The 23255-nt window shown below is 38.7% G+C and carries 22 protein-coding genes; 8 read left to right on the forward strand and 14 right to left on the reverse strand.

What is annotated here, in order from left to right; genetic code table 11:
- Positions 1–8: 8 nt before the first annotated feature.
- From ACOCD9_RS00945 to ACOCD9_RS00960, 4 genes are all read left to right on the forward strand, one after another.
- The gene (locus tag ACOCD9_RS00945) at positions 9–434 is read left to right on the forward strand and encodes a DUF309 domain-containing protein (RefSeq protein ID WP_002803089.1); all 426 of its coding nucleotides are present in this window, start codon (positions 9–11) and stop codon (positions 432–434) included.
- Between the two features lie 47 nt (positions 435–481).
- Positions 482–982: an LptA/OstA family protein gene (locus ACOCD9_RS00950; protein WP_052276045.1), complete on the forward strand. Its 501-nt coding sequence runs from the start codon at positions 482–484 to the stop codon at positions 980–982.
- 187 nt (positions 983–1169) lie between these two features.
- On the forward strand, positions 1170–1898 hold the full coding sequence (gene lptB / locus ACOCD9_RS00955; protein WP_104397819.1) for an LPS export ABC transporter ATP-binding protein: 729 nt from the start codon (positions 1170–1172) through the stop codon (positions 1896–1898).
- 33 nt (positions 1899–1931) lie between these two features.
- Positions 1932–3101 (forward strand): LptF/LptG family permease, encoded by a 1170-nt coding sequence (locus ACOCD9_RS00960; RefSeq protein WP_287699762.1) that lies wholly within the window; start codon positions 1932–1934, stop codon positions 3099–3101.
- Positions 3102–3137: 36 nt separating this feature from the next.
- On the opposite strand, the gene rsmI is transcribed toward ACOCD9_RS00960, so the two are convergent.
- Positions 3138–3977 carry a 16S rRNA (cytidine(1402)-2'-O)-methyltransferase gene (rsmI, locus tag ACOCD9_RS00965; protein WP_419546163.1) on the reverse strand — a complete coding sequence of 280 codons (840 nt, stop codon included), beginning with the start codon at positions 3975–3977 and terminating at the stop codon, positions 3138–3140.
- Positions 3978–4373: 396 nt separating this feature from the next.
- Here rsmI and ACOCD9_RS00970 point away from each other — a divergent pair, with 396 nt between their 5' ends.
- Together ACOCD9_RS00970 and ACOCD9_RS00975 are read left to right on the forward strand one after the other, a co-directional pair.
- Positions 4374–4490: a photosystem II reaction center protein I gene (locus ACOCD9_RS00970; protein WP_002732356.1), complete on the forward strand. Its 117-nt coding sequence runs from the start codon at positions 4374–4376 to the stop codon at positions 4488–4490.
- A gap of 140 nt (positions 4491–4630) precedes the next feature.
- Complete coding sequence (locus ACOCD9_RS00975) at positions 4631–7024, forward strand: DUF3769 domain-containing protein (RefSeq protein WP_419546164.1); 2394 nt, start codon at positions 4631–4633, stop codon at positions 7022–7024.
- A 120-nt stretch (positions 7025–7144) separates the two neighbouring features.
- Here the strand turns inward: ACOCD9_RS00975 and ACOCD9_RS00980 are convergent, their stop codons facing one another.
- The 13 genes from ACOCD9_RS00980 to ACOCD9_RS01040 form a co-directional block, all read right to left on the reverse strand.
- Positions 7145–10888 (reverse strand): NB-ARC domain-containing protein, encoded by a 3744-nt coding sequence (locus ACOCD9_RS00980; RefSeq protein WP_419546165.1) that lies wholly within the window; start codon positions 10886–10888, stop codon positions 7145–7147.
- Between the two features lie 104 nt (positions 10889–10992).
- Complete coding sequence (locus tag ACOCD9_RS00985) at positions 10993–11538, reverse strand: Mov34/MPN/PAD-1 family protein (RefSeq protein WP_287699758.1); 546 nt, start codon at positions 11536–11538, stop codon at positions 10993–10995.
- 97 nt (positions 11539–11635) lie between these two features.
- Positions 11636–12031 (reverse strand): hypothetical protein, encoded by a 396-nt coding sequence (locus ACOCD9_RS00990; protein WP_016516321.1) that lies wholly within the window; start codon positions 12029–12031, stop codon positions 11636–11638.
- Positions 12032–12054: 23 nt separating this feature from the next.
- Positions 12055–13056, reverse strand: a complete 1002-nt coding sequence (locus ACOCD9_RS00995) for a hypothetical protein (RefSeq protein WP_287699757.1) — start codon at positions 13054–13056, stop codon at positions 12055–12057.
- A gap of 5 nt (positions 13057–13061) precedes the next feature.
- Positions 13062–13307, reverse strand: a complete 246-nt coding sequence (locus tag ACOCD9_RS01000) for a hypothetical protein (protein WP_419546166.1) — start codon at positions 13305–13307, stop codon at positions 13062–13064.
- Positions 13300–13566 (reverse strand): hypothetical protein, encoded by a 267-nt coding sequence (locus tag ACOCD9_RS01005; protein WP_130757985.1) that lies wholly within the window; start codon positions 13564–13566, stop codon positions 13300–13302. The genes ACOCD9_RS01000 and ACOCD9_RS01005 overlap by 8 nt, the downstream gene beginning before the upstream one ends.
- Before the next feature lie 14 nt (positions 13567–13580).
- Positions 13581–16451 (reverse strand): FtsK/SpoIIIE domain-containing protein, encoded by a 2871-nt coding sequence (locus ACOCD9_RS01010; RefSeq protein ID WP_419546167.1) that lies wholly within the window; start codon positions 16449–16451, stop codon positions 13581–13583.
- 5 nt (positions 16452–16456) lie between these two features.
- A complete protein-coding gene (locus tag ACOCD9_RS01015) occupies positions 16457–16918 on the reverse strand; it encodes a hypothetical protein (RefSeq protein ID WP_046662091.1) in 462 nt (153 codons plus the stop codon).
- 25 nt (positions 16919–16943) lie between these two features.
- Positions 16944–17306 (reverse strand): hypothetical protein, encoded by a 363-nt coding sequence (locus tag ACOCD9_RS01020; RefSeq protein WP_002779156.1) that lies wholly within the window; start codon positions 17304–17306, stop codon positions 16944–16946.
- A 56-nt stretch (positions 17307–17362) separates the two neighbouring features.
- Positions 17363–17842, reverse strand: coding sequence for a hypothetical protein (locus ACOCD9_RS01025; protein WP_419546168.1), 480 nt, complete (start codon positions 17840–17842; stop codon positions 17363–17365).
- 37 nt (positions 17843–17879) lie between these two features.
- Positions 17880–18122, reverse strand: coding sequence for a DUF4282 domain-containing protein (locus ACOCD9_RS01030; protein WP_069475656.1), 243 nt, complete (start codon positions 18120–18122; stop codon positions 17880–17882).
- A 45-nt stretch (positions 18123–18167) separates the two neighbouring features.
- Positions 18168–18710, reverse strand: a complete 543-nt coding sequence (locus ACOCD9_RS01035) for a hypothetical protein (RefSeq protein ID WP_159293588.1) — start codon at positions 18708–18710, stop codon at positions 18168–18170.
- A gap of 322 nt (positions 18711–19032) precedes the next feature.
- Complete coding sequence (locus ACOCD9_RS01040; protein WP_419546169.1) at positions 19033–20118, reverse strand: hypothetical protein; 1086 nt, start codon at positions 20116–20118, stop codon at positions 19033–19035.
- Between the two features lie 300 nt (positions 20119–20418).
- On the opposite strand from ACOCD9_RS01040, the gene ACOCD9_RS01045 reads away from it, so the two are divergent.
- Together ACOCD9_RS01045 and ACOCD9_RS01050 are read left to right on the forward strand one after the other, a co-directional pair.
- Positions 20419–21936: an ATP-binding protein gene (locus ACOCD9_RS01045; protein WP_419546170.1), complete on the forward strand. Its 1518-nt coding sequence runs from the start codon at positions 20419–20421 to the stop codon at positions 21934–21936.
- Positions 21929–23251, forward strand: a complete 1323-nt coding sequence (locus ACOCD9_RS01050; RefSeq protein WP_287699753.1) for a tetratricopeptide repeat protein — start codon at positions 21929–21931, stop codon at positions 23249–23251. Before ACOCD9_RS01045 ends, ACOCD9_RS01050 begins: the two co-directional genes overlap by 8 nt.
- Positions 23252–23255 lie beyond the last annotated feature (4 nt).

Below are 23255 nucleotides of genomic sequence, written 5' to 3' on the forward strand. Positions count from 1 at the left end.
ATAGGGTAATGACAGCCAGCGCTTTTGGGCAAGGAATCGACGAATTTAATCGCCAGCAATTCTATGCTTGTCATGATACCCTAGAGGCTTTGTGGATGGAGTCCGCAGAGCCTGAAAAAACCTTTTATCAAGGCATTTTGCAGATTGCTGTCGCTTGTTACCATCTAGAAAATAATAACTGGCGCGGAGCGGTAATTCTTTTGGGAGAAGGGGTTAGACGTTTACAACACTATCAACCCGATTACGAGGGGATCAACGTGACGCACTTGGTGGGGGAGAGTTTGGATCTATTAAACTTTTTACAGAATCTCGATCCCCAAGCATTACCGGCAGTGCTAGAAGCGATGAAAAGCAATCAGGAACATCCTCATGCCCACCTCGATCGATCTATCTGTTCTCTGCCGAAAATCCTCAAAAGTCATCCCGTTCTCTAAAAAGCTAGATTAGTTAGTAAGTACAAACGTCTATAGGTGACATTTCTATGAGAGCAAGATCCGCAAAAATCAGGGGATGGCTAGTTGCCCTCGTTTCTACTAGCTTAGTCATGGGATTGGGCAATTCTCCCCTAGTCAAGGCACAGCAGAATATTGTACCAGGTAATGCCATGACAGTGCGATCGGATATTCAGGAGGCAAACTCAAAAACGGGGGTAATTACCGCTCGGGGTAACGTACAGGTGTTCTATCCTGCCCGCAAAATGCAGGCCACTTCCGCCCAAGCTCAGTATTTTAGCCGCGAACGTCGTTTAGTGATGACGGGTAACGTTTACGTTTTGCAGGAAGGCAACAGTATCCGCGCCGAAACGATGACTTATCTTGTCGATGAGGGTAGATTTATCGCTACTCCCCAAACCAGTCAGCAGGTGGAGTCAATTTATTTAGTCAAAGATAACGAAACTTCCCCCCAACCGGCTGCTTCTCCGACACCCGCGCCCATACCTTCCCCTTCCCTCCCCGCTGCCCCAATTATTAACCCGCAGTGATAGTCAGGAGTCAGGAGACAGGAGACAGGAGACAAAAGGCAAAAGGCAAAAGGCAAAAGGCAGTATTCTCCCCACACCCCACACCCCACACCCGTTCGGCTGAGCTCACGGCCGAAGCCCACATCCCACACCCGTTCGGCTGAGCTCACGGCCGAAGCCCACACCCCACACCCCACACCGGATAAAGATGACTTTAGTATTAGAAAATATCCATAAATCCTACGGTAAAAGGCTCGTGGTTAACCGAGTGAGTATTACTGTTGCCCCGGGGGAAATTGTCGGGTTATTAGGACCAAATGGTGCGGGAAAAACCACAACTTTTTATATCGCCACGGGATTAATTAAACCGAATCTGGGGCGCGTTTGGCTCGATCAAAAAGAAATTACCAAATTACCTCTTAATCAAAGGGCGCGTCTGGGTATTGGCTATCTGACGCAGCAGGCCAGTATTTTTCGTTATTTAACTGTATCAGAAAATATTCAGTTAGCCCTAGAACAGTCGGGAGTTCCCTTTTCCCAACGGGCAAATCGTCTCTATGATTTATTAAAAGAATTTCGCCTCGATAAGATTGTTGGCACTAAAGGTGCTTACGTTTCTGGAGGAGAAAGAAGAAGGACAGAATTAGCCCGCGCTTTAGCGGTGGGAGTCAACGGACCGAGATTTTTATTATTAGATGAACCCTTCGCCGGGGTGGATCCGATCGCTGTGTCCGAGATTCAAACGATGATCGCCGGTTTAAGGGATCGTCAGATGGGAATTTTAATTACCGATCACAATGTGCGAGAAACTTTGGCTATCACTAATCGGGCTTATATTATGCGCGAAGGGCAGATTTTAGCGGCGGGAAGTGGCGAAGAACTTTATAATAATCCTCTGGTGCGTCAGTATTATTTGGGTGATAATTTTTTCAGATAATTGTTATTAATAAAAAAATCGCTGCATTATATCATGAAAGTTGGCAATTGGCAAGGAAATTTAAGTAGAATACCCGGATTTAGCATCTTAGACCGCTATATTTTTGTCGAGTTATTATTACCCTTTCTATTTGGTATGGGTTTATTCACTTCTTTGGGAGTGGCGATCGGCACTTTATTTGATTTAGTGCGACGGATTACCGAATCGGGTTTACCTTTTACTTTGGCCCTAAAAATTCTCTTATTAAAAATGCCAGAGTTTATCGTTTTAGCCTTTCCCATGTCGATACTTTTAGCGGCTTTAATGGCCTACAGTCGTTTAGCCAGTGATAGCGAATTAATTGCTTTGAAAAGTATTGGAATTAGTGTTTATCGCCTAATAATTCCGGCCATTGTGCTAAGTTTAATAGTGACGGGATTAACCTACGTTTTTAACGATTATGTGGCTCCAGCTGCCAGTTATGAAGCTAATGCTACCATGACCAAAGCCCTACGACCAAATCGCAAATCTTTTATTGAAGATAATATTATTTATCCTGAATACGGCAAAGTGCGGCCACCGAATGGAGGGGAACCCCAAACGGTATTAAGAAGGTTATTTTATGCCGAAAGATTTAACGGTCAAGAAATGTTAGGTTTAACTATTCTCGATCGTACCCAACCGGAAGTTAATCAAATTATTACCTCAGAATCAGCTTCTTGGAATATTGAAAAAAATATCTGGGATTTTTATAACGGCACAATTTATCTAATTGATCCTAAGGGTTCCTATCGTAATATTGTCCGCTTTCAACATCAACAATTAGCCCTACCGCGTACCCCTTTAGATTTAGCTTTTCGGGCGCGAGATGGTTCGGAAATGACCCTGAGACAAGCGCAGGAATACCTAAAAATACTGCAATTAAGCGGCAATCCCACCAAAATTAGAAAATTACAGGTTCAAATCGAGCAGAAAATATCTTTACCCTTTGTTTGTTTAGTTTTTGGGATGATTGGGGCAGCCTTGGGATTACGTCCCCAAAATTCTAATAAAGCCACCAGTTTCGGTATTTGTATTGTCCTAATTTTCTCCTATTATCTCCTATCTTTTGTCACCAGTTCCTTAGGCATTGGCGGAGTTTTAACCCCCTTGATGGCCGCTTGGTTGCCCAATATTTTAGGATTAACTGCTGGGGGAATTTTGTTAATTCAATCGGCTAAATAATCAAGGGTTAGCGGTGGGAATAAAAATTGATAATCATCAAATTTCTAGGGCCAATTTGTATAAACGACTGCGGGATAAATTAGTAACCTGTGCTAATTGTCTGCTGGCTTGCGATCGACTAACTCCCCGTTCTATAATTTGTTTTAATTCCCGTTTTAATTCCTCCTCGGATAATTGGATATTATCGGACTGATCTTTGCCCATAACTACGATTGTAAATTCCCCTTTAGGAGTTTTTTTCTCCCGATATAAATTAATCGCCTCGGCGATAGTTCCTCGCCAAATTTCTTCGTAAAGCTTGGTTAATTCCCGACCTAAAACTATCTTTCTCGTTGATCCGAAAGTTTCGCGTAAATCCTCCAAAGTCTTAATAAGTTTGTGGGGTGCTTCATAAAAAACCATCGTTCTCGTTTCAGTTTTTAAACCCTCTAAGCGCTCTTGTCTCAGCTTTTCCTTACCCGGAAGAAATCCTTCAAAACAGAATCTTTCCGTGGGTAATCCCGACACCGCTAAAGCGGTAATTACCGCGGTTACTCCGGGGATGGGAACCACTTCGATCTGAGCTTCTATACAAGCTTTAATTAACTCATAACCCGGGTCAGAAATCCCCGGCATTCCCGCATCAGTAACCAAGGCGATATCCTGACCTTGGCTGAGAATATTTAATAACTGATCGAGACGGGAAAGGCGATTATGTTCGTGGTAACTAATTTGAGGGGTTGGAATATCAAAATGCTGTAATAATTTGCCCGTGTGTCTGGTATCTTCGGCAGCAATTAGAGCAACTTTTTTGAGAGTTGCCAGGGATCGGAAAGTCAGATCGTCTAAATTGCCGATCGGCGTTCCCACCACATATAATTTACCGATATTATTCATAAATTGGCTAAAAATAGGCTATTTAGTTGTATTTTCAGTGATCAGTACCCAGTAATCAGTAAACTAAAAACTCGGCTCTCCCAGGTTTGGTGGGTAAAATGTATTCTAAGATACAGTCTTGGGGCAGTGAGTGGAACGAACCACAGAGACACAAAGGACACAAAGATCGATCAATCCTCTGTAAGTTAAACTTATCACACAGAACCTAGAAGAGCCAAAACTCACATCTGCTCACCGCTCACTGATAACTGCTCACTGATAACTGATAACTGATAACTGATAACTGAAGACCGATCGCTTTTCTCTGTTCAGGGATCACTCAAATAGGGTAAAGTAGGTCAAGGTATGCTCACCCCTGTTATTGAATTAATCTAGTCTAAGGAGAACGTCTTAGTAATGTTAACCCTAAAAATCGCCGTTTATATCGTTGTTTCCTTCTTTGTCTTACTTTTTATCTTTGGCTTCCTTTCTGGCGATCCTACCCGTAACCCCGGACGCAAAGACTTTGAGTAGAAGACAATTAACAAACTGGTTCTAGGGTAGAGGCACAGGGAACAAGTTATTAAACTTTCCCTGTCTCCCTAGAAATAATGATCATGGTAGTATCATTGAGGTTCGCTCGTCCTCTATTTTGATCGCCGACTCGTGCAGTCATGTCTTTTTTTTTCTTAGCTGTTGAACCACCTGCCCTGATTAATACTGTAGCTGAACCGGAAACGGAGGAGCGCCAAGTTGCTGAAAATATTCCTGCGTCTGTAATTCCTCTCCCTGTCACCCCAGCACCTCTAGAGGCAAAAAAGCCTTCAGAAGAGAGCGTTTCTATTCCCCTCACCGTCACTCCACCCCCGGAAACCGTCGAGGTAAAACCCTTGGTTCCCGATCAGGGTATTCCCTTAGAACCTTTACCTAGCAGTGGGGGTGATGCGGCAGCTTTAGGAAAACCCCTTTCTGTCCAGAATTCTCCACCCCCCGCAGCCGTTGGTGTCACCATTCATCCCGAAACCGAGATAGTTTCAGGATTAAATCAAAAAGCTCTTAACCAGAAAAATGGCTCAACTCGGCTATTAGTGCGGAAAAAAGGCGAAAAAACCAGCCAAGAATACTTGATTTCCCTCAATAACAGCCTAGCTCAGACCGATGCAGTTAATCCAGAAGGGGAAAAGCCCCTAGAATTAGTGGCCGATGAGCAGGAATTTGACCAAAATCGGCAGATTATCACCGCTAGGGGTAATGTCACCCTACGTTTTGCCCAAAGTGTACTAACGGCCGATCGCTTACAGATTAATCTTCCCGAAAAGTTAGCGGTAGCGGAGGGCCAGGTGATCCTAACCCGGGGAGATCAAATCCTGCGCGGCGATCGCTTTGAGTATTATTTCGTCCAGGATAGCGGTGTGGTATTTAATGCTAATGGGGAGATTTTTCAACCCAGCACCGCTAGGGATTTAGGACAAACGCTGCCCACGGATGTGGGGGCCGGTGGTTCTTTTGGAACCCTAACCGATCGTTTGGCATTAAATCAACCCTTGCAGAGAATCACCACGGGAGAGGGTTTTCAATTTGTCGTCGGGGGACAGGATCCCAGTCGACGCGATCGACAGAATATTAGTAGTCCATCGGGGGGAACGATTAATCGTGTCCGTTTTCAGGCCGAACGCTTGAATTTTGATGGTAAGGTGTGGAATGCCACTAATGTGCGTTTGACTAATGACCCTTTTTCCCCCCCTGAGTTGGAAGTTCGGGCTAATTCCGCCACTTTTCGCAGTACCGGCCCCTTTACCGATGAGTTACGGATGAGTAATTCCCAGTTGGTTTTCGATCAACGGTTAGTGGCACCCACTTTTATTAATAGTCTTACGTTCGATCGCCGTCGTCGTCGTCCTTTTTTAATTGCCCCGGGCTATGATGGGGAGGATCGGGGCGGATTTTTCGTAGAAAGTCCCCTGACTTTGCTGGAGACACCGAAGACTATTTTTGAGTTGACACCGCAATATTTAATTCAAAAAGTCCTTAATCCCGATGCTTTTCCCTCAGCTAACCCCGGAGGTGGCGAAGTTTCGCCCCTTAGTCCGAAAGCTTTTGGTTTATTGGGCAATTTTGCCACTAATTTCGGTGAGCGCTCGTTTTTGCAAGCGACAGCTTCTTTTTCTAATTTAGATTTGGAACAGATCGAAAATAGTGTTCGTTCTAAGATTCGCTTTCAACAGACGATCGGACAGTTGCAGGATCCCTATCTGCTCAATGTGGAGTACAATTATCGCGAGCGTCTCTTTAACGGTTCTTTGGGTTTTCAGACGGTTAATAGCAGTTTTGGGGCAATTTTGACCTCACCGGTGATTGTCGTCCCGAATACGGATATTAGACTCAGTTATCAAGCTTCTGTTCAGAATGTTAACGCACCCACTGATCGCAGTGATCTCTTAGCTGCCAATGCAACGGATAATGTGACTAATTTAAGCCGTTTTCAGGGTGCTGTCTCCCTCAATCGCAGTTTTTTACTCTGGTCTGCCCTTACTTTACCACCGACCCCCGACCAAGGGTTAAGATTTTCTCCTCTTCCCGTTCAACCCTATATTGCTATTGTCACTGGTGTCACTGGTGTCACCGGTTATTACACCAATGGAGAGACGCAAAATTCCGTCACGGGAACCGTGGGATTATTAGGACAGTTTGGGCGTTTTTCCCGCAATTTTTTCGACTATACCGGGTTTAATATTAGTTTTAGTCAGGGTTTAGTTAACGGACAATCACCCTTTTTCTTTGATCGCTTTGTTGATCAACAAACAATGTCCTATGGTATAACTCAACAGGTATATGGTCCGATCCGCGTGGGTTTCCAGAGTATTTATAGTATCGATCAAGCTAAGGAAATCAGTACAGAATATTTTCTCGAATGGAGTCGTCGCACCTATAGTTTAATTTTGCGCTATAACCCAGTGCTGCAGTTGGGAATACTCAACATCCGCGTGTCGGATTTCAACTGGACAGGCAACCCCGGCTATTTTGAGGGCAGCGATGTCCGTCCGGTGGTGGATGGAGTAACCCGTTAAGACTACATGGGAATGATGAATTATGAATGATGAATTATGAAGTGGGATGTGGGGTTTTAGGGATTTTCAGATCGGGATTACCTCTCATTGAGACTCCCTTGACTAACTTCTATCCTCTCTTCAACGTGACAGAAAAGCTCCTAAAATTTTCATGGTGTTGCTCGTTTCATAATTCAACCCTTCTACTCCCTTAATATTTGTTTGTTCATAAAGTCTAGGAGAGCGTAAAGTGTTCTGACACTCTCCTGTTTTTAGGTTCCAAAGTTTAATCGTCTCGTCTTCACCTGCGCTGGCCAATGTCTTACCGTTGGGACTAAAACAGACTGACCTGACACTTTTAGTATGTTCACACAGGAGTTGATGAAGTTCACCTGTTTCAACATCCCAAATTCGGATTGTTGCGTCATCCCCCCCACTTGCTAGTAACTTCCCATCGGGACTAAAAGCTACTGACCATACCCAAGACTTATGACCTTCAAAACTATTAATTAATCTACCATCTTTGACTTGCCAAACTTTGACCGTTTGATCATCACTTGAACTGGCTAATAGCTGACCGTCAGGACTAAAGACAACAGACCAAATTCTTCCTTGATGACCTTTAAAAGTCCGCAAAGATTGAGTCATATCATCTTCAATAGACCAGAGTTTAATAGTTCGATCTTCACTACCAGTTGCTATTAATTTTCCATCAAGACTAAAATTTACTGATAATACCCAGGCCTGATGTTCCTCAAAAGTTTTAAGACAAAATCCTCTCGGAACTGACCAAAGCTTAACAGAATTATCTCCACTACCACTTACCAGCATTTGACTATTAGGACTAAAAGCGATCGACCATACGCGCTTTTGATGTTCTGGGGAAAAAGTGTACTTTTCATCTGTCCTAATATCCCAAAGTTTGATGGTGTTATCGTGACTGGTACTAGCAATCAGTTGACCATTCGCACTAACTGCGACTTGATGCAATAAAACCCAATAATCTTTTTCTTGTAAAATTTTAATTACTTTGCCACTTTCCCCTGACCATAATCTAATCGTTTGATCTCCACTTCCACTTATCAATGTTTTTCCATCGGGACTAAAAGCTACTGAACAGATCCAGTCAGTATGACCATTAATCTGTTGAAGACATTTATGGTTTTTGATAGACCATAATCGGATCGATCGATCTATAGAATCACTCAAAATATATTGACTATCGGGACTGAAAGTAATTGATGATAATCGATTGCCATATCCCCTAAAACATTGAAGACATTCTCTGGTTTTTACTGACCATAATCGCAGTGTAAAATCTTCACTCCCACTGGCTATATATTGACCGTCCGGACTAAAAGCAACTGACCAAATCCAGCTTTCGTGTCCTGTTAAAGTATCAATATTTTGATATTTTCCTTCTATAAGAGACCATATTTTAATGGTTTTATCGCCACTTCCACTGGCTAGAAGTTGACCATCGGAACTAAAGGCAACTTGCCAAACCCAATCTTGGTGTCCTGTAAGAGTATGGAGACATTCTCCCGTGTCAACTGACCATATTTTGATGGTTTTATCAGCGCTCCCACTGGCTAAAAGTTGACCATTTGGACTAAAGGTAACACCACCTACTCGTTCTTGATGTCCTTCAAGGGTGTGGAGACATTCTCCTGTTTCAACTGACCATATTTTGATGGTTTTGTCCTCACTTCCTGTGGCTAAAAACTGACTATCAGCACTAAAAGTAACGGCTCTAATAGGAGCATAATGTTTTTGAGAAGGGTGGGGCAAAGAATGACAATTTATAGATATATCTGTTGTAATAGACCAAATTTTAACAATTCCGTCTTGTCCCCCACTTGCTAGTAACTGTCCCTCAGAATTTAAGGCTACTGACCACACCCAACTTCCGTGAGCAGGAAAACTTTTGCTTAATTCTAATTTTCCATCTTGTTTGACTTTCCAGAGGTAAATCATCCCATGACTGTCACCAGTTGCTAAAAGCTCTTCTCTTGGAAAAGAGCGATTAAACTGACTGCAAGAAATTGATAAAATACTGCCACAAGTTTGAGGAAAAATACAGTCAAAAAACTGTGAATAGGAAAAATCTACTTGGTTGAGTCTAATGTTTGAGAAATCGACTTGTCGAATAGAGATATGAGAAAAATCGTAGCCGATTAAGTGACCATTTTTCAGTATATTAAGTAAGTTGATAATATTGCCAGCAATGCCCCCAATTTGTCCAGAAGGTTGATGTTTTAATGTCTTTAAACAATCAATTAGTTTGCTTTCTAGATTATTTTCTTGAAAGTTATGAATTAAGTTATTGATTATTGGGTGTAAAATAACATTAATTTGAATCTTTCTTAGATAATCAGGAACAGTAGTTTTAGTCAAGGAGTTACTTCTTAATAATTGGAATTTTTGAGTTTTGATTTCTTCGGTTGCTATGGTAATAATTTTTTGAGTGAAATATTCAATCAGTAGAGGATGTATGGTAAAGTAGTCATCTTTTTTATCTAACAGAATTTTGCTAGATAATGATCTGATCCCTTCTTGGATACTTTTACCGTCAGGTTCAATGATAATATTATGTTCTAGTTCCGACAAAGAAACTGGATTTCGATTAATCGCTAACTCAAAAATAATCGCTTTTTCTAAATTAGATAGTTGCTGAAAGTAAGAATTTAAAATAGACTCGACTTTTTCTATCAGAAGATTCCCTTTTAAAAGAAAATCCGAGAGATTATTATGATGAACTCGTTGAATATGATGAGCGATAGATTTGATGAATAAAGGATTGCCGTGACAGACTTGTTGAATTAAAAATTGCCATTCATCCTCTGAACCATGAAAGGTGTCAATATCTCCCAAAATTTGTCGTCCAGTTTGATAGTCAAGTCCTTGTAACTCTCGGAAATAAGTTGAAGTTTTATTTCCCACTAACGATTCAAGTTTTTGAGGAATTTTTCGACTGGTTATAATTAAACAGCTATTGTGCTTTGACTGACCAATTGCTTGTAAAATTTCGCTATATTCTCGATAGTTTTCATGCTCAATAATCGCATCAATATTATCTAAAAATAATAAACAACGATATTTGGCTAGTATCTTGATAAATTTTATCAGTTTTATTTTAAATTTATCTTCTGTCTTAAAACTAATATTCTGTGAAATAATATTACTGGTATTTTCAAGAAATTCTAGGGGTAAAGGAGGATTCAAAAAAGACCAATAAATAACACGAGGAAATTCCTCTTGAATTTGCTCAATCAGTTTACAGACAAGAGATGTTTTTCCGATTCCTGCTATTCCGAAAATTCCGATAATTTTACACGGGGGACTATTTTGAAAAAACTTTTGTTTTAATAATTCTAGTTCTTTTTCTCTACCATAAATCTGAGAAATATCAGGAATTAATCCGAAATTATCATAATTTATTTCTGGTTTAATTGATGAGTTTTGAAGATTAGGAGATTTACGCTTATCCCATTCTTCTTCAAATTTTTTCAAATTTTCTTCTGTTGATGAATGCCAAAGATTTAGGGTAAAGTGCAAATTTGCTGCGCCTTTAGCTTGTTTGTATCTATTATCTGTTAGTATTTCCCATTCTTGTAAAACCTTAAGGTCATTTCTCATCTGTTCAACAGTAATGGCAGCCCCTAACTTTTGCTTAGTAATTCCATGACAAAAATCTGTTAATATTTTTAAAGTTGTATTGATAATTAGCTTAGGATGTGATGCACCTTCTGCAAGCCACCTGAAAGATAGGTGATTCGACCAATACTGATGATCTGCTGATTCCTTATTAACATGAGTTAATAGTCTTTCTAAGAAGATCAGAATTCTTTTTTTGACGTTAGCACTGGTATTGAGATTAGGCATAGTCTGAAATTTCACTTTTTAGGATTATAGCCTGATAATCTATTCACCGTCAATTAAGTTAAGTATGAAAAAAGTTAATACTTGTGTAACTAGATTGAAGAAAATTAATCATTAACTATTGATAAATAATCAGATAAAGATTTAATAGTTAGCAAATTTTTGGGAATTAATTGATCTCCAATTTCTATAGAAAGCTTAGTATATTCGGGTCGTGAATCAGATTGAGAAGGGAGGGAAACGTGATACATAGTCAATCGAAAAAATGGGTCAAAATTAACTAAAGCAGAAATAGCTCCCTCAGAATGTTGAGAAGCATATTTTTTATTAATTGTATCATCAGTTAAGGAAAAGTAATCAAAACTGCCCGGATGTCTATGCCATAGTCCAAGAACTTCTATGGGTTCTCGATAAAATCTGGCAATTTTGTTAGACAGGTGTTTGATATAAGCATTATCATACTCAAAATAGCCGGGGCGAAAGATAGGATTTAGACCCGAATCTAAGGTTTCTAAAATATACCATTTATTAGGGTTTCTAATTCCTAAAAAAATGCCACCTGTTTCTGTTTTATAGCTTTCATAGGTTTCAGCTGCAATAGCTAAAAATGATTTCTGAGAAAAAATAGTTTTGATATTCTGGTAACTTAACATTGTTTTTATTCTCTTAGTTATTCATCTTTTTTTCTGTCTAAGATAGATATTTATCAAACATTTATTTTAATAAAATTTCGTAATATAAATATCTTTTTTAGTTACAACTGCGATTAGCTTGTTGAATTAATCTGTGAATATTAGGTAATTCTGCTTGAGTTAAGCCGTAATATTCGATAGATCGATCATAAGAATAATAAGCTTGTTTAACTTCCTGTTTTTCTCGTTCTAAGAAATGTTCAACTTGTTGGGAATAGCGTTCAGCCTCTAAAGCATAATCTTTGGCTTTAACCAACTCCTCATTGGTTTTTTCTAAGCCTTGTACCTGTTTTTGCAAAAATTCTATCATTTTCTGATCGTCATCTTCATGGGGGTCAAGATAACGACGGTTAAGAGTTTTGGCAGCCTCATCTTGCCATAGGCCTCGAATATCTTTACGATAGTCTTGCAGAGTGCGAGATCGCTGCTGCATCTTCCAAACAATATCTTCCATCATTTTTTATCCTCCAAAAATCACTAAAATTGAAAAGGACGGTTGAATTCAATCAGACTTTCTACTCGATATTCTATTTCTCTTGTTACCCCAATTTCTAAACATTGAGCGGAGTTTCCTTGCTTTTCCGCTCCTTTGAAATCATTTCGGGCTTCTTCGGTGAAATTGCGGGCATTATTTACGGCTAAAGACATTAAATCTGCCATTTCCTGCTCATTGCTTGCCTCTAATTGCGCTCTATCAACTTCCCGTCTAGCTGCATTCGCATTTTCTAAACTACGTTCGGCAAAACTCAGGGCATTATGGGCATAATTTAAAGTAATATTCGCCTGATAGACGGCTTTTTGGGCATATCCGACGGCATTTCGACAACAATTCACCCTAGCTTGCGCTCGTGCGACTTCTTCTCTTGCTGCTTTTTCTTCTTCAATGGCTTTATTTAAGCGAGCAATCGCAGCCTGAACCTTTTTTTGGGCTTGACTAACCCTAGCTTGCTGACCAGAACAATTGGGCGCATGATATTGTCCATCCTTGTCAGTATAGCCTGAATTTTGGCAACTGGTAAGGGCGGATTGTGCGCTTTGTAATTCAGATTCTGCACTGCTTAAAATAAATTCTGCTTGCTCTCTTTCGTTTATGGCAAGTTCTAATCGGGCTTCTGCCCGTCTTAACCAGTCAATTGCAATACCTAACTGATATTCCCAATCATTTAGGGTTGATTGCGCCTGATTTTGGGTATTTTGAGCTGCTGCCAAATTTTGTTGAGCTTTTTCTAAAACTTGATAACAATTAGACAACAATTGAGCAACTTCATCATTAGCCTGATCAACTAATTTTTGATCATTTTTAGCCTGATCTTGAATAATTGAAGCATGATACAGAGCTTGACTGACTTTTTCTTCACTTTGCCTTTGATGCCATGACATTTGATCAAGCGTCTCACGGGCGGTTATTTTCCAGTATCTAAGTTCTTCAATTAAGTCATTGAGAAGGGTAATAAGAATACGCGGATCTTGAATGGTCATAATGATTAAGATTTATCGGGGATTTCTTGGAGAAAATTGAGGATCTTCTGAACTTCTAGCCTTGAATCTTCCATTTCTGCCAAGGTTCTTGTCCAAAAACCTGTAAATTCTTCGGCGACTGATCCTTGAAAAACTTCATCAAGCGATCGCCATGCCGTATCGAGAAATTCCAATTCTTCGCTTAAAATCAAATAATATTGATTGAGTGCAGTTTGATAGGCTAAAAGGGCTGTTTTTCGGGAATTATCCACCGTTTAAATACCTCTCTAATACTTGTAATTTATGGTTTAAAAAATCATTATAGCTGGGAATTTGGCGACTATAATAATTCTTAGTCTTTTCTTGCAAATCAAGCCACATTTCGTCATGTTTTTGTCGTTTTTGGTCTTGCCAATGGGGAGAAAGATCCTCATAGGTGGTTTCCACTTCTCGCCACGCCGATTGAACGCGATCATGGAATTGTTCGAGGGTTTGTTGAAAGTGTTTGAGTTGTAAAAATGAGTCATCCATGGTTAAATTAAGCTTTAAGCTCTTTTGATTAAACTATTAGCAATTTTCTCTATTTGTTGCTTAAATTCGGGGGTAGATTCCGTACTATAAGGTTTAAAAAGAGTAGTGCGATCGCTATCTATGTCCCGATAAAGGGCTTTAATTGGAACATCTCCATCTGCTTGTAAGCGTGAGGCTTGGCGATCACTAACAAAGGTAAAAGAATCATCTTCTGACATCTGTAAAGCGACTCTATGGCGAAAATAAGCTAAATTTCGCCGAATATCAAGGACATTAGAGAAAGCTTTGATCCCTGAAAAACTGAGGATGAGATGAATACCTTTACTCGGTCCTTCCTTCAATAATCGCTTAATTTGAGTAGTTAAGTGACTTTCTGGGCTATAAGACTGCTCATTGCTCCGTCTTAAGTCATCTACTCTATCTAATTCCGTCATGATGACGAAAATAGAAGGTTGAGTCATCAAGTCTGCTTCACTGAGTTGGTTTCTTTCGTCAAGTTGAAGAATTAAATTGTTCAAAATTGCCGTAATAATTCTATTTTCGCGGTTAAATGCCGTCGTAAAGCCCAAAGGTTTTAGAATAATCTGACATACTTCTTCCAATGCTAAATGCCATTGTGTACCAGATACACTGCGATCTACCACAACAAAACGAGTTTGTTGAAGATTGCCATTAATAGCAAGACTGGTCAAAATAGCCGATAGAATTCCATAACGGGCTGTATTATAGTCTCCACCGATAACTAGAACGTTTTCACTTGGACGACGGCGTAATATCAGCCTTGCCTGTTGCCTTACACTAAATTCTTGTCCTAGCCATGTTAAGACCGGGTATTCTGCACTAAACCAGTCAGAAATGCCTAATCCTCCTTTGTAGAAAGGTAAACGGGCGATTTTTTCCCAATCTTCTGAGGTTAACCATTTACCGTAATCTAAAATATGGCGTAATTGAGGATTATCTGCTAAATTAGGCTGAGAATCTCCATCAAAGACCACTGTTTCCGTGTAATCTTCTGGGGAGAGTTGATCAGCTTTTTGAGATAAAGCGTTAATGATCATATCTCGGCGAGATTTTTCGATAAATGCCACTTTCCCAAAATAATTAGAGTTATCATCGCCACTACGGTCATTAATAACAATTTTTCCAGGCAAATCACAGGTCATTAATAATTGTTTTCCTCGTTTTCCAAATTCTGTCAGGGCTTGAATTTCTGTTTTTGACATCTGCATTCCCATTCTCAGGTGAATATTACCCAAAATTCCCGTTTGATTCCGCATTCCTTCAGCCCCAAACCTTTGGGAAGCGAGTAACATATGAATACCCGCACTCCGCCCCTGTTGGGCTAAAATCAGTAGTTGACTGGAAGCAGTATCCTCTTTGTCGTTAAAAAATAACTCCTGATATTCATCAATAATTAGAAGAATACGGGGCATTTTGCCCTCTGGTTGTCCTAGGCGGCGATAACCTGCCAATTCTGACACCCCTAATCTTTTAAATAAGGCGTTACGTCGTTCTTTTTCGGCGATTAATTCAGTTAAAACACTACGCGATAATTCAGGGGAGGAATGTAAGGAAACTACTTCGGTATGGGGCAAATTGCGATAGGGGGCTAATTCTACGCCATATTTGCCATCAATGAGATAAAATCTTAATTCTGAGGGACTATAACGAGTTGCCAAGCCTAAAATAAGCCCATGATACAGGGTAGATTTTCCTGATCCAGTCATTGCTCCTAGCATACCATGAGCGCATTGATGACCTTCGCTATCTTTACCAAACCAAATATTTAATTGATCAGAACTTCCTCTTCCACCGATAGGTGTGGTTATCCATTCTTCACTACTATAATTCCACCAATTTTGCGGATCAATTCCTACTACATCATCCCAATCTAATTTTCGTTCGGGGGGTTTAGCTTGTTTAACTTTATCAAGTAATTGTTTTTGTAAATCCGCGTCGGGAATACTATCCGCTTTAAATTGAAGTTGACAAGATGTTGCTGTCTTTGACTGTTTATTGAGATCAATATAAAAGGCATTTTCAAACCCACTCATATTAATATCTCTAGGGAGATCAATATCTTGATTATAGTGAATAAACACATATCTTCCAGCTTCTGGTCCACTATTACCAATTTTTTGTAATTCTTCAATATCTCTACGGTCATATCTTTTAGGAAAATCTGCGACAAAAATCCCCTCAAATCTTTCATTGACTCGAATATCTGGGGGGAGTAAATGTAAGGCAGGAGACTGAGGATCTAAATAGGTTTCTTTGACGCGACGAATATCTTGAGTTACTTCTAATAAATCTCGATAAACTTCGCCACTATTTTCTCTAATCAAAGCCTCAGGAAGGGAACGACGCATTAAAAATGCACCCCCATTATTAACGGGATCACAGAAGGTATAACGTATTTGATAAGGAAGTAAAATAGCGGTACGAATCACAAGAGATTGCAGTAATTCTAGTCCCGTATTACGGGTATTATTGCTACAGCGAATAATAATAGTTTTATTCCCACCAATAAAGGGAGCAAATTCGGGAACACAAAAAGTGTTATTACTCGATCTTTGTTCAACTAATTGACCAATACGAATTAATTCTGTATGCTCTAATGAGGATAATAAATTATCGTTAATGTTCCAATTTTCCCAACGATAATCTTGCCAACTTCCTATTATTTCTAATGGTTGCTGTTCTAAATAAGATTGAGTCGATAGATAGCTATCTTGGAGAAATTTTCCAAAATAATTAGGTAATTGTTCGCCGTTTAATTTACCATGATTGAACAAAGAAGCACAAAACCCTAAATAGTCGGTTATGCGTTGACTACTTTGTTCAATTTTTTGGTTTAACCCTTCAATTTGTTGTTGCCAAAACATAAGCATTATTCTCCTTGTTTAGATAATTTTAAAACATTTTTTTGAGTATTTAACTGATACAGTTGAGAAGAATTAGAGTCATCAGAGGAGTTATTGTTAGTAAAGATAAATAAAGTGAACAACAAGAAAGAACCCCCCACACTCAGCCCAATGATTAGCCCGATGATTAGGTTACGAGCTTTAATTTTTAAAGACTCTATCTCATTTTTATGAGATTCTATGTTAGACTGTTCTTGGTTAATTTTACGGTCTGTTTCTTCTAATTTATCCAGACAAGCTTCAATTTCAGCCGGGGGTAATTGTTGAGAAGTTAAAGGGGAAATAGTCGTAACTTGACTTGGATTACTATAATATTTAGCAAAGCGTTTACTTAGGTCTTTTCGATTAGAATCAGCCCGATCATATTGTTGCCAAATTTGCTCTCTATTAGCAATCATACGAGCAATTGAATTTTGAATTGTTTTCATGTTTAAACCTCTGGGTTATTGTTAATTAATCAACGAGTTGAGGAATAGATAAATCACAGTCATGTAACCACATGGTTGTGCGTGAGGGTTGATAGAAAACTTGCCAAATTTTATCACCTCTATTATTGGTGTTAATAACACCTGTCAATGAGACGACTTGATCAACAATTAAATAACTTCCACGAGTCCCCTTCCTTGCGTCATAAACCCTGCCATCTTGTCGAATAAAATGATTGCTACAATATCCACTCCGATGAGGTTTAACAATAGCTACCACATTACGATAGTTATTTTCTTGATGACGACGCCATGTTTGAGCGTTTACTGGTAAGACTAAGCTGGTTAAACTGACAAGACAGGTGATAAAAAATAAATGAGTAATTTTCATATTTTTTGCTAAATTAATGAAAGAAATATTTGAGGTTAATTAAGACTTTTAGAAGCTTAATGACAATACATTTCATTCCAATTAGCAGTTAAATTACTACCAGAAGGAATACAATCTCGTGGGCGAGTTTTGCCATCAGATTGAATAGCAAAGTCTGCTCCCCAATCTGTCTGATCAGCCCCGAACATTACAACGGCAATATCTTGACAATTAGAAACTATTCTATCGGCATAACTTTTCATTAAAACAGGAGACCTCATGATGTTATCAACAATCCTATCACTTCTTGTATCAAGAGATGTATAGCTTTCATTATAAGGGCTTAATACGAAACTAATTTCATCTTTTCTATTAGTTGGATTTCTCCTATTAGTTACAGTCCTTTTTGTAAGTATCACCCTTCTAACTCCTTTAGATTCTATTTCATTGACAATAGAATTAATGGTTGCTTGACAGCGAGATTGAGCTTTAAGTGGTAAGCTAAACCCTAGCTGACTCAGGATCAAAATAGATAAAATGAAGTTAATTTTTTTCATGATTTTCAATTCGCAAGATGGTCAATTGCTGAAAACATTACTTACTGTTAAGCTTGACTAATTCTTGGTGAATACTAAAAACTAGAATCAATGATTCACAGAAAATTCGCCAGAATAAATTACCAATAATTAAAGTAGCGATTCCTGCTAAAGGTTCCACAAATAGTCCACTTAAACCTCCTAGGGTAATCATAAACAAGCCTAAGATATAGAGAAACTTGATAATGGTAATGCTAACCATTTTCCGAAAGGTAAAAAAGTCTTGCCAGAAACTGTTCATTAAACCCTCTTATTGGCTTAGAAAAAAGATAATTTTTGAGGTAGATTACGAATTATTTTCAGGTAATTGTAAGGAATCTTGAGTTCCTTTTAAAGATTTACGCGCCACCTCTCTTGCGTCTCTGCTTAATTGTTCTATGGCTTTTTTAGAAACTTGTTCTAACCACAGTCTAGTACCATAAGAAATTGCCATAAGAGGTAGAATTACCATTAAAGCGTAAATCCATGCTATTGCCAACAAAGCAAGGATAATTAAGACAAACATGATGCCATAAATTCCAGCACCACCAACTCCTCCGAAGATAGAGGTAAAGATACTCATAACAGTGGTTAGTACCCAAATAACGCCATCGGATAGCGCAATCAAAACTTTAAAAGCAATATTTGTCCGTCTTTCATATTCTTTGATTAAGTCTTCAATATTGCGTTTATTAGATTCTAACGCATCCGCTACGACATTATAGACGTATAAAGATTTCCCTTCTCCATTGTTATCAATTCCAATAATATTACAGGACTGATTAACATCTGGATTGCTGACTTTAAGCGTTAAAGGATTTCCCAAAAGTTGAACTTGTTGTTGATACATAATACACCAAAACCATACAATTTATTCAGGTAAAGTGCGAATTCTAACCTATCGGTTATTCGACAAAAGCCAATCATCCCCTTATTTCTAAGTTTCGGCTGAACAGGCCGCATCTGGTATGCCAGTATAGCTTGAGAATAATTTGGGAATCTACCCAAACTGGTATCAATTTTAAAATAGCCTCAAACCCTTATAGAGTAAGGAATATGACATCTAAAGCTGAGATTGACTTCGGGACACTTAAGGATATAGCCAATTTTCAGGGTAATTTACCTTAAGTTCCCAAAATCTAGTATTTATCGGAAACCTATTCAGCTAGACTTCACACCGCAAACGCTTCCTTGTGTTTATGAAAAATCTGGTCAGCGTTGTGGTACTGATGCTTAATCATCCACTGCTCCAGTTCAATGAGATACCATTGACCGGCAAATGTTCCATATTTTAAGCAAACTTTTTCATTATCGTGTAGAGTGTGCTTAAATCCAAAACGTTCTTTATACAGTGCTTCAATGGTTTCGTCCCCTTTTGGATAAGTCGTGTAGGAAATTTCAGTGTGAGCAATATCATGTTTGTAAGTCAAGATAGCTCGAATCAGTTGCTGATAAACAAGATAACTTGTTCCTTTTTTGCCAGTTCCCTTTTCATCATACAGAGAGAGACTTTCTCCGATGCTTGTTACATTTTTGGGTAACATCAAATGCTTTCCTGTGTGTTTTCCTTCACAAAATGTTGCCAGTTGACAAGGCAAATAGTAGCCATATTCAGCCAGAGAATAGGTATAACGTGCAACACCGATTACCTGAGAGGGATTCTGTTCAGGATAGGCTAGAAAAATAACCGATTGGTGAGTAAATAAATCGTCGATTTCTCTGCGATAATTTTGTGACTCAGGATAGCGATTCTTGAGAAATAAGAAATAGGATTCAATTTCTGCTGGTGTTTCCGCTTCCTTGACCAGATAACCTTTGACCTTTGGCACATCAAAAGAAAGTAAGGCTCTTTTGCAAAGAATCCAGCAGTTGCCAATGTTATTTAATACAATAAATCCAGCACAAGAAAACAGAATCTTCACATATTGCTCAATATCAGGGGTTTGGGATATATCATAGACAAAGAGAAGACCGTTATCCTGTAACATTCTTCGGACAGTCCTTAAAGTGAATAGCGGATCTTTTTGTGTGTAATTTGTGGTCTTTAGCGTTTCAAATGTTTGTGCCGTTGAATCCTTTTCCTCGTTTGGTTTTAAATTAAGCCAACAAGAAAGTTGCTCATAGTGACGCTCTGGTATTTGACCGCTAAATAAGTGATTGACATCAACTCCATCCGACGACAGTAGCCGCACCGATGTAGATGATAATGAGATAAACTGTTTACCATTGGTTTGGTTGATTATTTGAGAAATAGCCATTTTGCTACCCTTAAGAAGAGGACAACGAGCAATGAGGCTCTCTTCATTGGGAGTAAAGCGATAGAAATCCTTAGATTTCTACGGAGAAGCAAGCAAAACGATGATTTTTGGGCGCAAAAAGCAAAAGAAGCTGGAATTAGAAAGAATTAGAAAGCTTGAATGGCTTCCTATACCTATAATTGAGCAAATAGCTGATATGTACTTAGTCACCTTGAGAGAAAGTTTTTCAAAAAATGAGAATTTCTGGGGATAATTGATCAACAATAGAGAAATAAACTTATGTAGATTGAATAGAGAGCAATGAAGTTAAAACTCTCCGTAGCGGGACTTGAGCAAGTCAAAACCCGATGGGCGCAAAAACAAAAAGAAGGCTGGACTAGAAAATACTTATGCACCGAGGCTAGTCAATTTTCCAAACCCGATGGGAATTGGGAGGAAATTTCAAATGACCCAGCCCACACTTATTACTCTTATTACGCCGACAACTGCTCACCAGAGACTTTAGATCATTTTTTGAGGGGTAAAACCATTCAATCGGAAGGTTTTTTCGCCTTTTGTCGAGCTTTGAACATCGACCCTTCAAAAGTCGCAGATCTAGATAATCTTTTGCAAAAACTGACTCAAGATATCGAGCCTATTTGGGTGGGGCGAGAGTCTCTTCAAAGTGATTTACTGGAAAAACTAAGAGGCGATTGTCGCATTGTCGTAATTACAGGAATAACAGGTATTGGGAAAACTGCCCTCGCCTACAAATTGGCCTTAGCTTTGTGTCAAGAAGGGTTTCCTCCTGAACTGCCTATTGATTTTGATGGGTTTAATCAACGGGAGGATCAACAGTCGCAATCAGAAGCACAAAACTTTATCAGCACAGCTATTGATTTACTCAATCGTGGCGATGAACCTGTTACGGCAAAACAAGCAAAAAACCCAGAACAATTATTAACTCAACTGGTTAATCATCTGAGCAATAATCGTCGATTGATTTGGTTTGATTCAATGGAAAATCTTTTACAAGGAGAAAAACAAGATGGCAGTAATCGATTTAAAGACCCCCTCTGGCGAGTCTTTTTTCAAAAGATATTAGAAGCCGAAAATTGTCAGACTCGAATTGTGATAACTTCGCAGGATAAGCCTGAAGATTTTGAAACTTTTAGTCAAGATCAATATTGGCATATTCAGCCATTAATGGGATTAGAAGAGCAGGAAAGTTTACAGTTATTTGAACGTTTATTTCAACAAGCAGAAGTCGAATTAATTCTTCATGGACGTAACCTTGCTTACCTTAAAGAGATCGGAAAACTTTATGAGGGACATCCTCTCGCTATCCGCTTAATTTCCGGTGATATTATTGATAGACTGAATGGAGATATCAGCACTTATTATGACGAGAATAAATCCCGATTTCGACGATTAAGAGAAATGATTGATGAAGCTCAAAAAGCCAATCCTGATGATTATTACAAAGTTAACTTAATGACCAAACAATTACGAAAACAACTGCTAGAGGAGGAAGTCGAAAGAACAATAGAGCGACTTGAAAAAACTTTTGAAACTGCTTATTTATTGCTTATCTATTGCTCCACTTATTCATCTTTTGAATTTAAAAATGCGTGGTTTGAAAATCTTCAATTATTTTCAGAATACGAGGAACAAGATTTAGACCTAGCTCTTTTTACCTTGTTTAACCGTTATTTAGTAGAAACTCAAAAACAACCGGGATATGAACCACATATCAAACAGCACAGCTTAATTCGCAATGTTGCTTTCAAGCATCTAGTATCTACCCAAAGAAAAGAAGGAAACCCAAATCATGAATGATTTTCAATCTCCTCAATTAAGAGTCAAAGAACGTCTCACAAGTATCGATTTTACTGTTTTTGGAGAACTCGCTCAAGTTAAACAAAAAGGGGAAATTTTAGGGGCGACAGGAAGTCATTTTGAAAAAGCACATTTTGGCGCATTTATCTGGCATTTAATTGGTTATGAACGCCATATTAAGGATAAAATGGGACAGCAGCTCTCTATTCAAGAACGGGCAAGTCGTTATGTGGAAGCATTTCTCTGTCTGTGTCGATTAGGTTGGTACAAAGAAGCTAAATCTTTATTTTCTTTACCCTTAGAAATTCATGATCCAACTTCTTTACCTTTGCACAAACAATTACGCATCTGGGGACGGTATGAAGATGGCATAAAACTGTGTAAAGAATTATTAGGAAATCTTGACAATGAAACCGATTTTATCTGTTTAAGTGAACTCGGTTATATGTATCGAGAATTAGGACAATTTGACCAAGCAAAAAATTATGCGGAGAAACTCTTATCCTTAGCCGAGCAATTAAATAATCCTCTTTGGAAAGCAAGAGGAAAAGGAAATATAGCCACAATTGATGGAATAAAAGGGGAATATTTAAGCGCTGAAATAGGACTGAATGAAGTTTTAAATCTAGCCGAGATTATTCCCGATTGTGACGAAAAATTTGAGATTATTAATGTTGCCCATTCAAATCTGGGTAATTGTTATGTTTATCAGGGAAAAATTGACCAGACTATTCCTTGTTTAGAAAAATACTTAAAATGGGCAGAAAAAATTAAAAATCTTATTTATCAAGCAACGGCTTTACGAAATTTAGGAGAAGCACACCGGCGAATCAATGATTTGAATACAGCTATCGATTATACTCAAAGAAGTCTTGATTTATCTGAGCAAATAACCGATGAAGCAGGAATTATTTTTTCTTTGGGAAATTTAGCCGCAATTTATTGGCAACAAGCAAATTTTCAGGAGTCTGAAAAATACTTTAAACAACAAAAGAAAAGAGCTTTAGCTATTTCAGATGTGGCAGGTGTTGCCCATGCTTGCGCTGGATTAGGAGAAATTTATAGTATCACTCGAAAGGATGATCTAGCCTATCAATATCTTAATCAAGCTTTAGATATTGCCCTCGATATTGGAGAACGATATGTAGAACTAGAGACTTTAATTATTTTGGCCGAATTTGAAGAAAAAACCCATGATCTTAAATCAGCTATTAATCACTGGCAACGAGCTTTACATCTTTCTGAAAAATTAAATATGCTCTCCCATAAAGAGAACTGTGAACAAAATCTAGAAAGGTTGTTAAACCCCAACTAAGTTG

Origin of the sequence: Microcystis sp. (assembly GCF_048564745.1) — a bacterium.
GTDB lineage: Bacteria > Cyanobacteriota > Cyanobacteriia > Cyanobacteriales > Microcystaceae > Microcystis > Microcystis ichthyoblabe_A.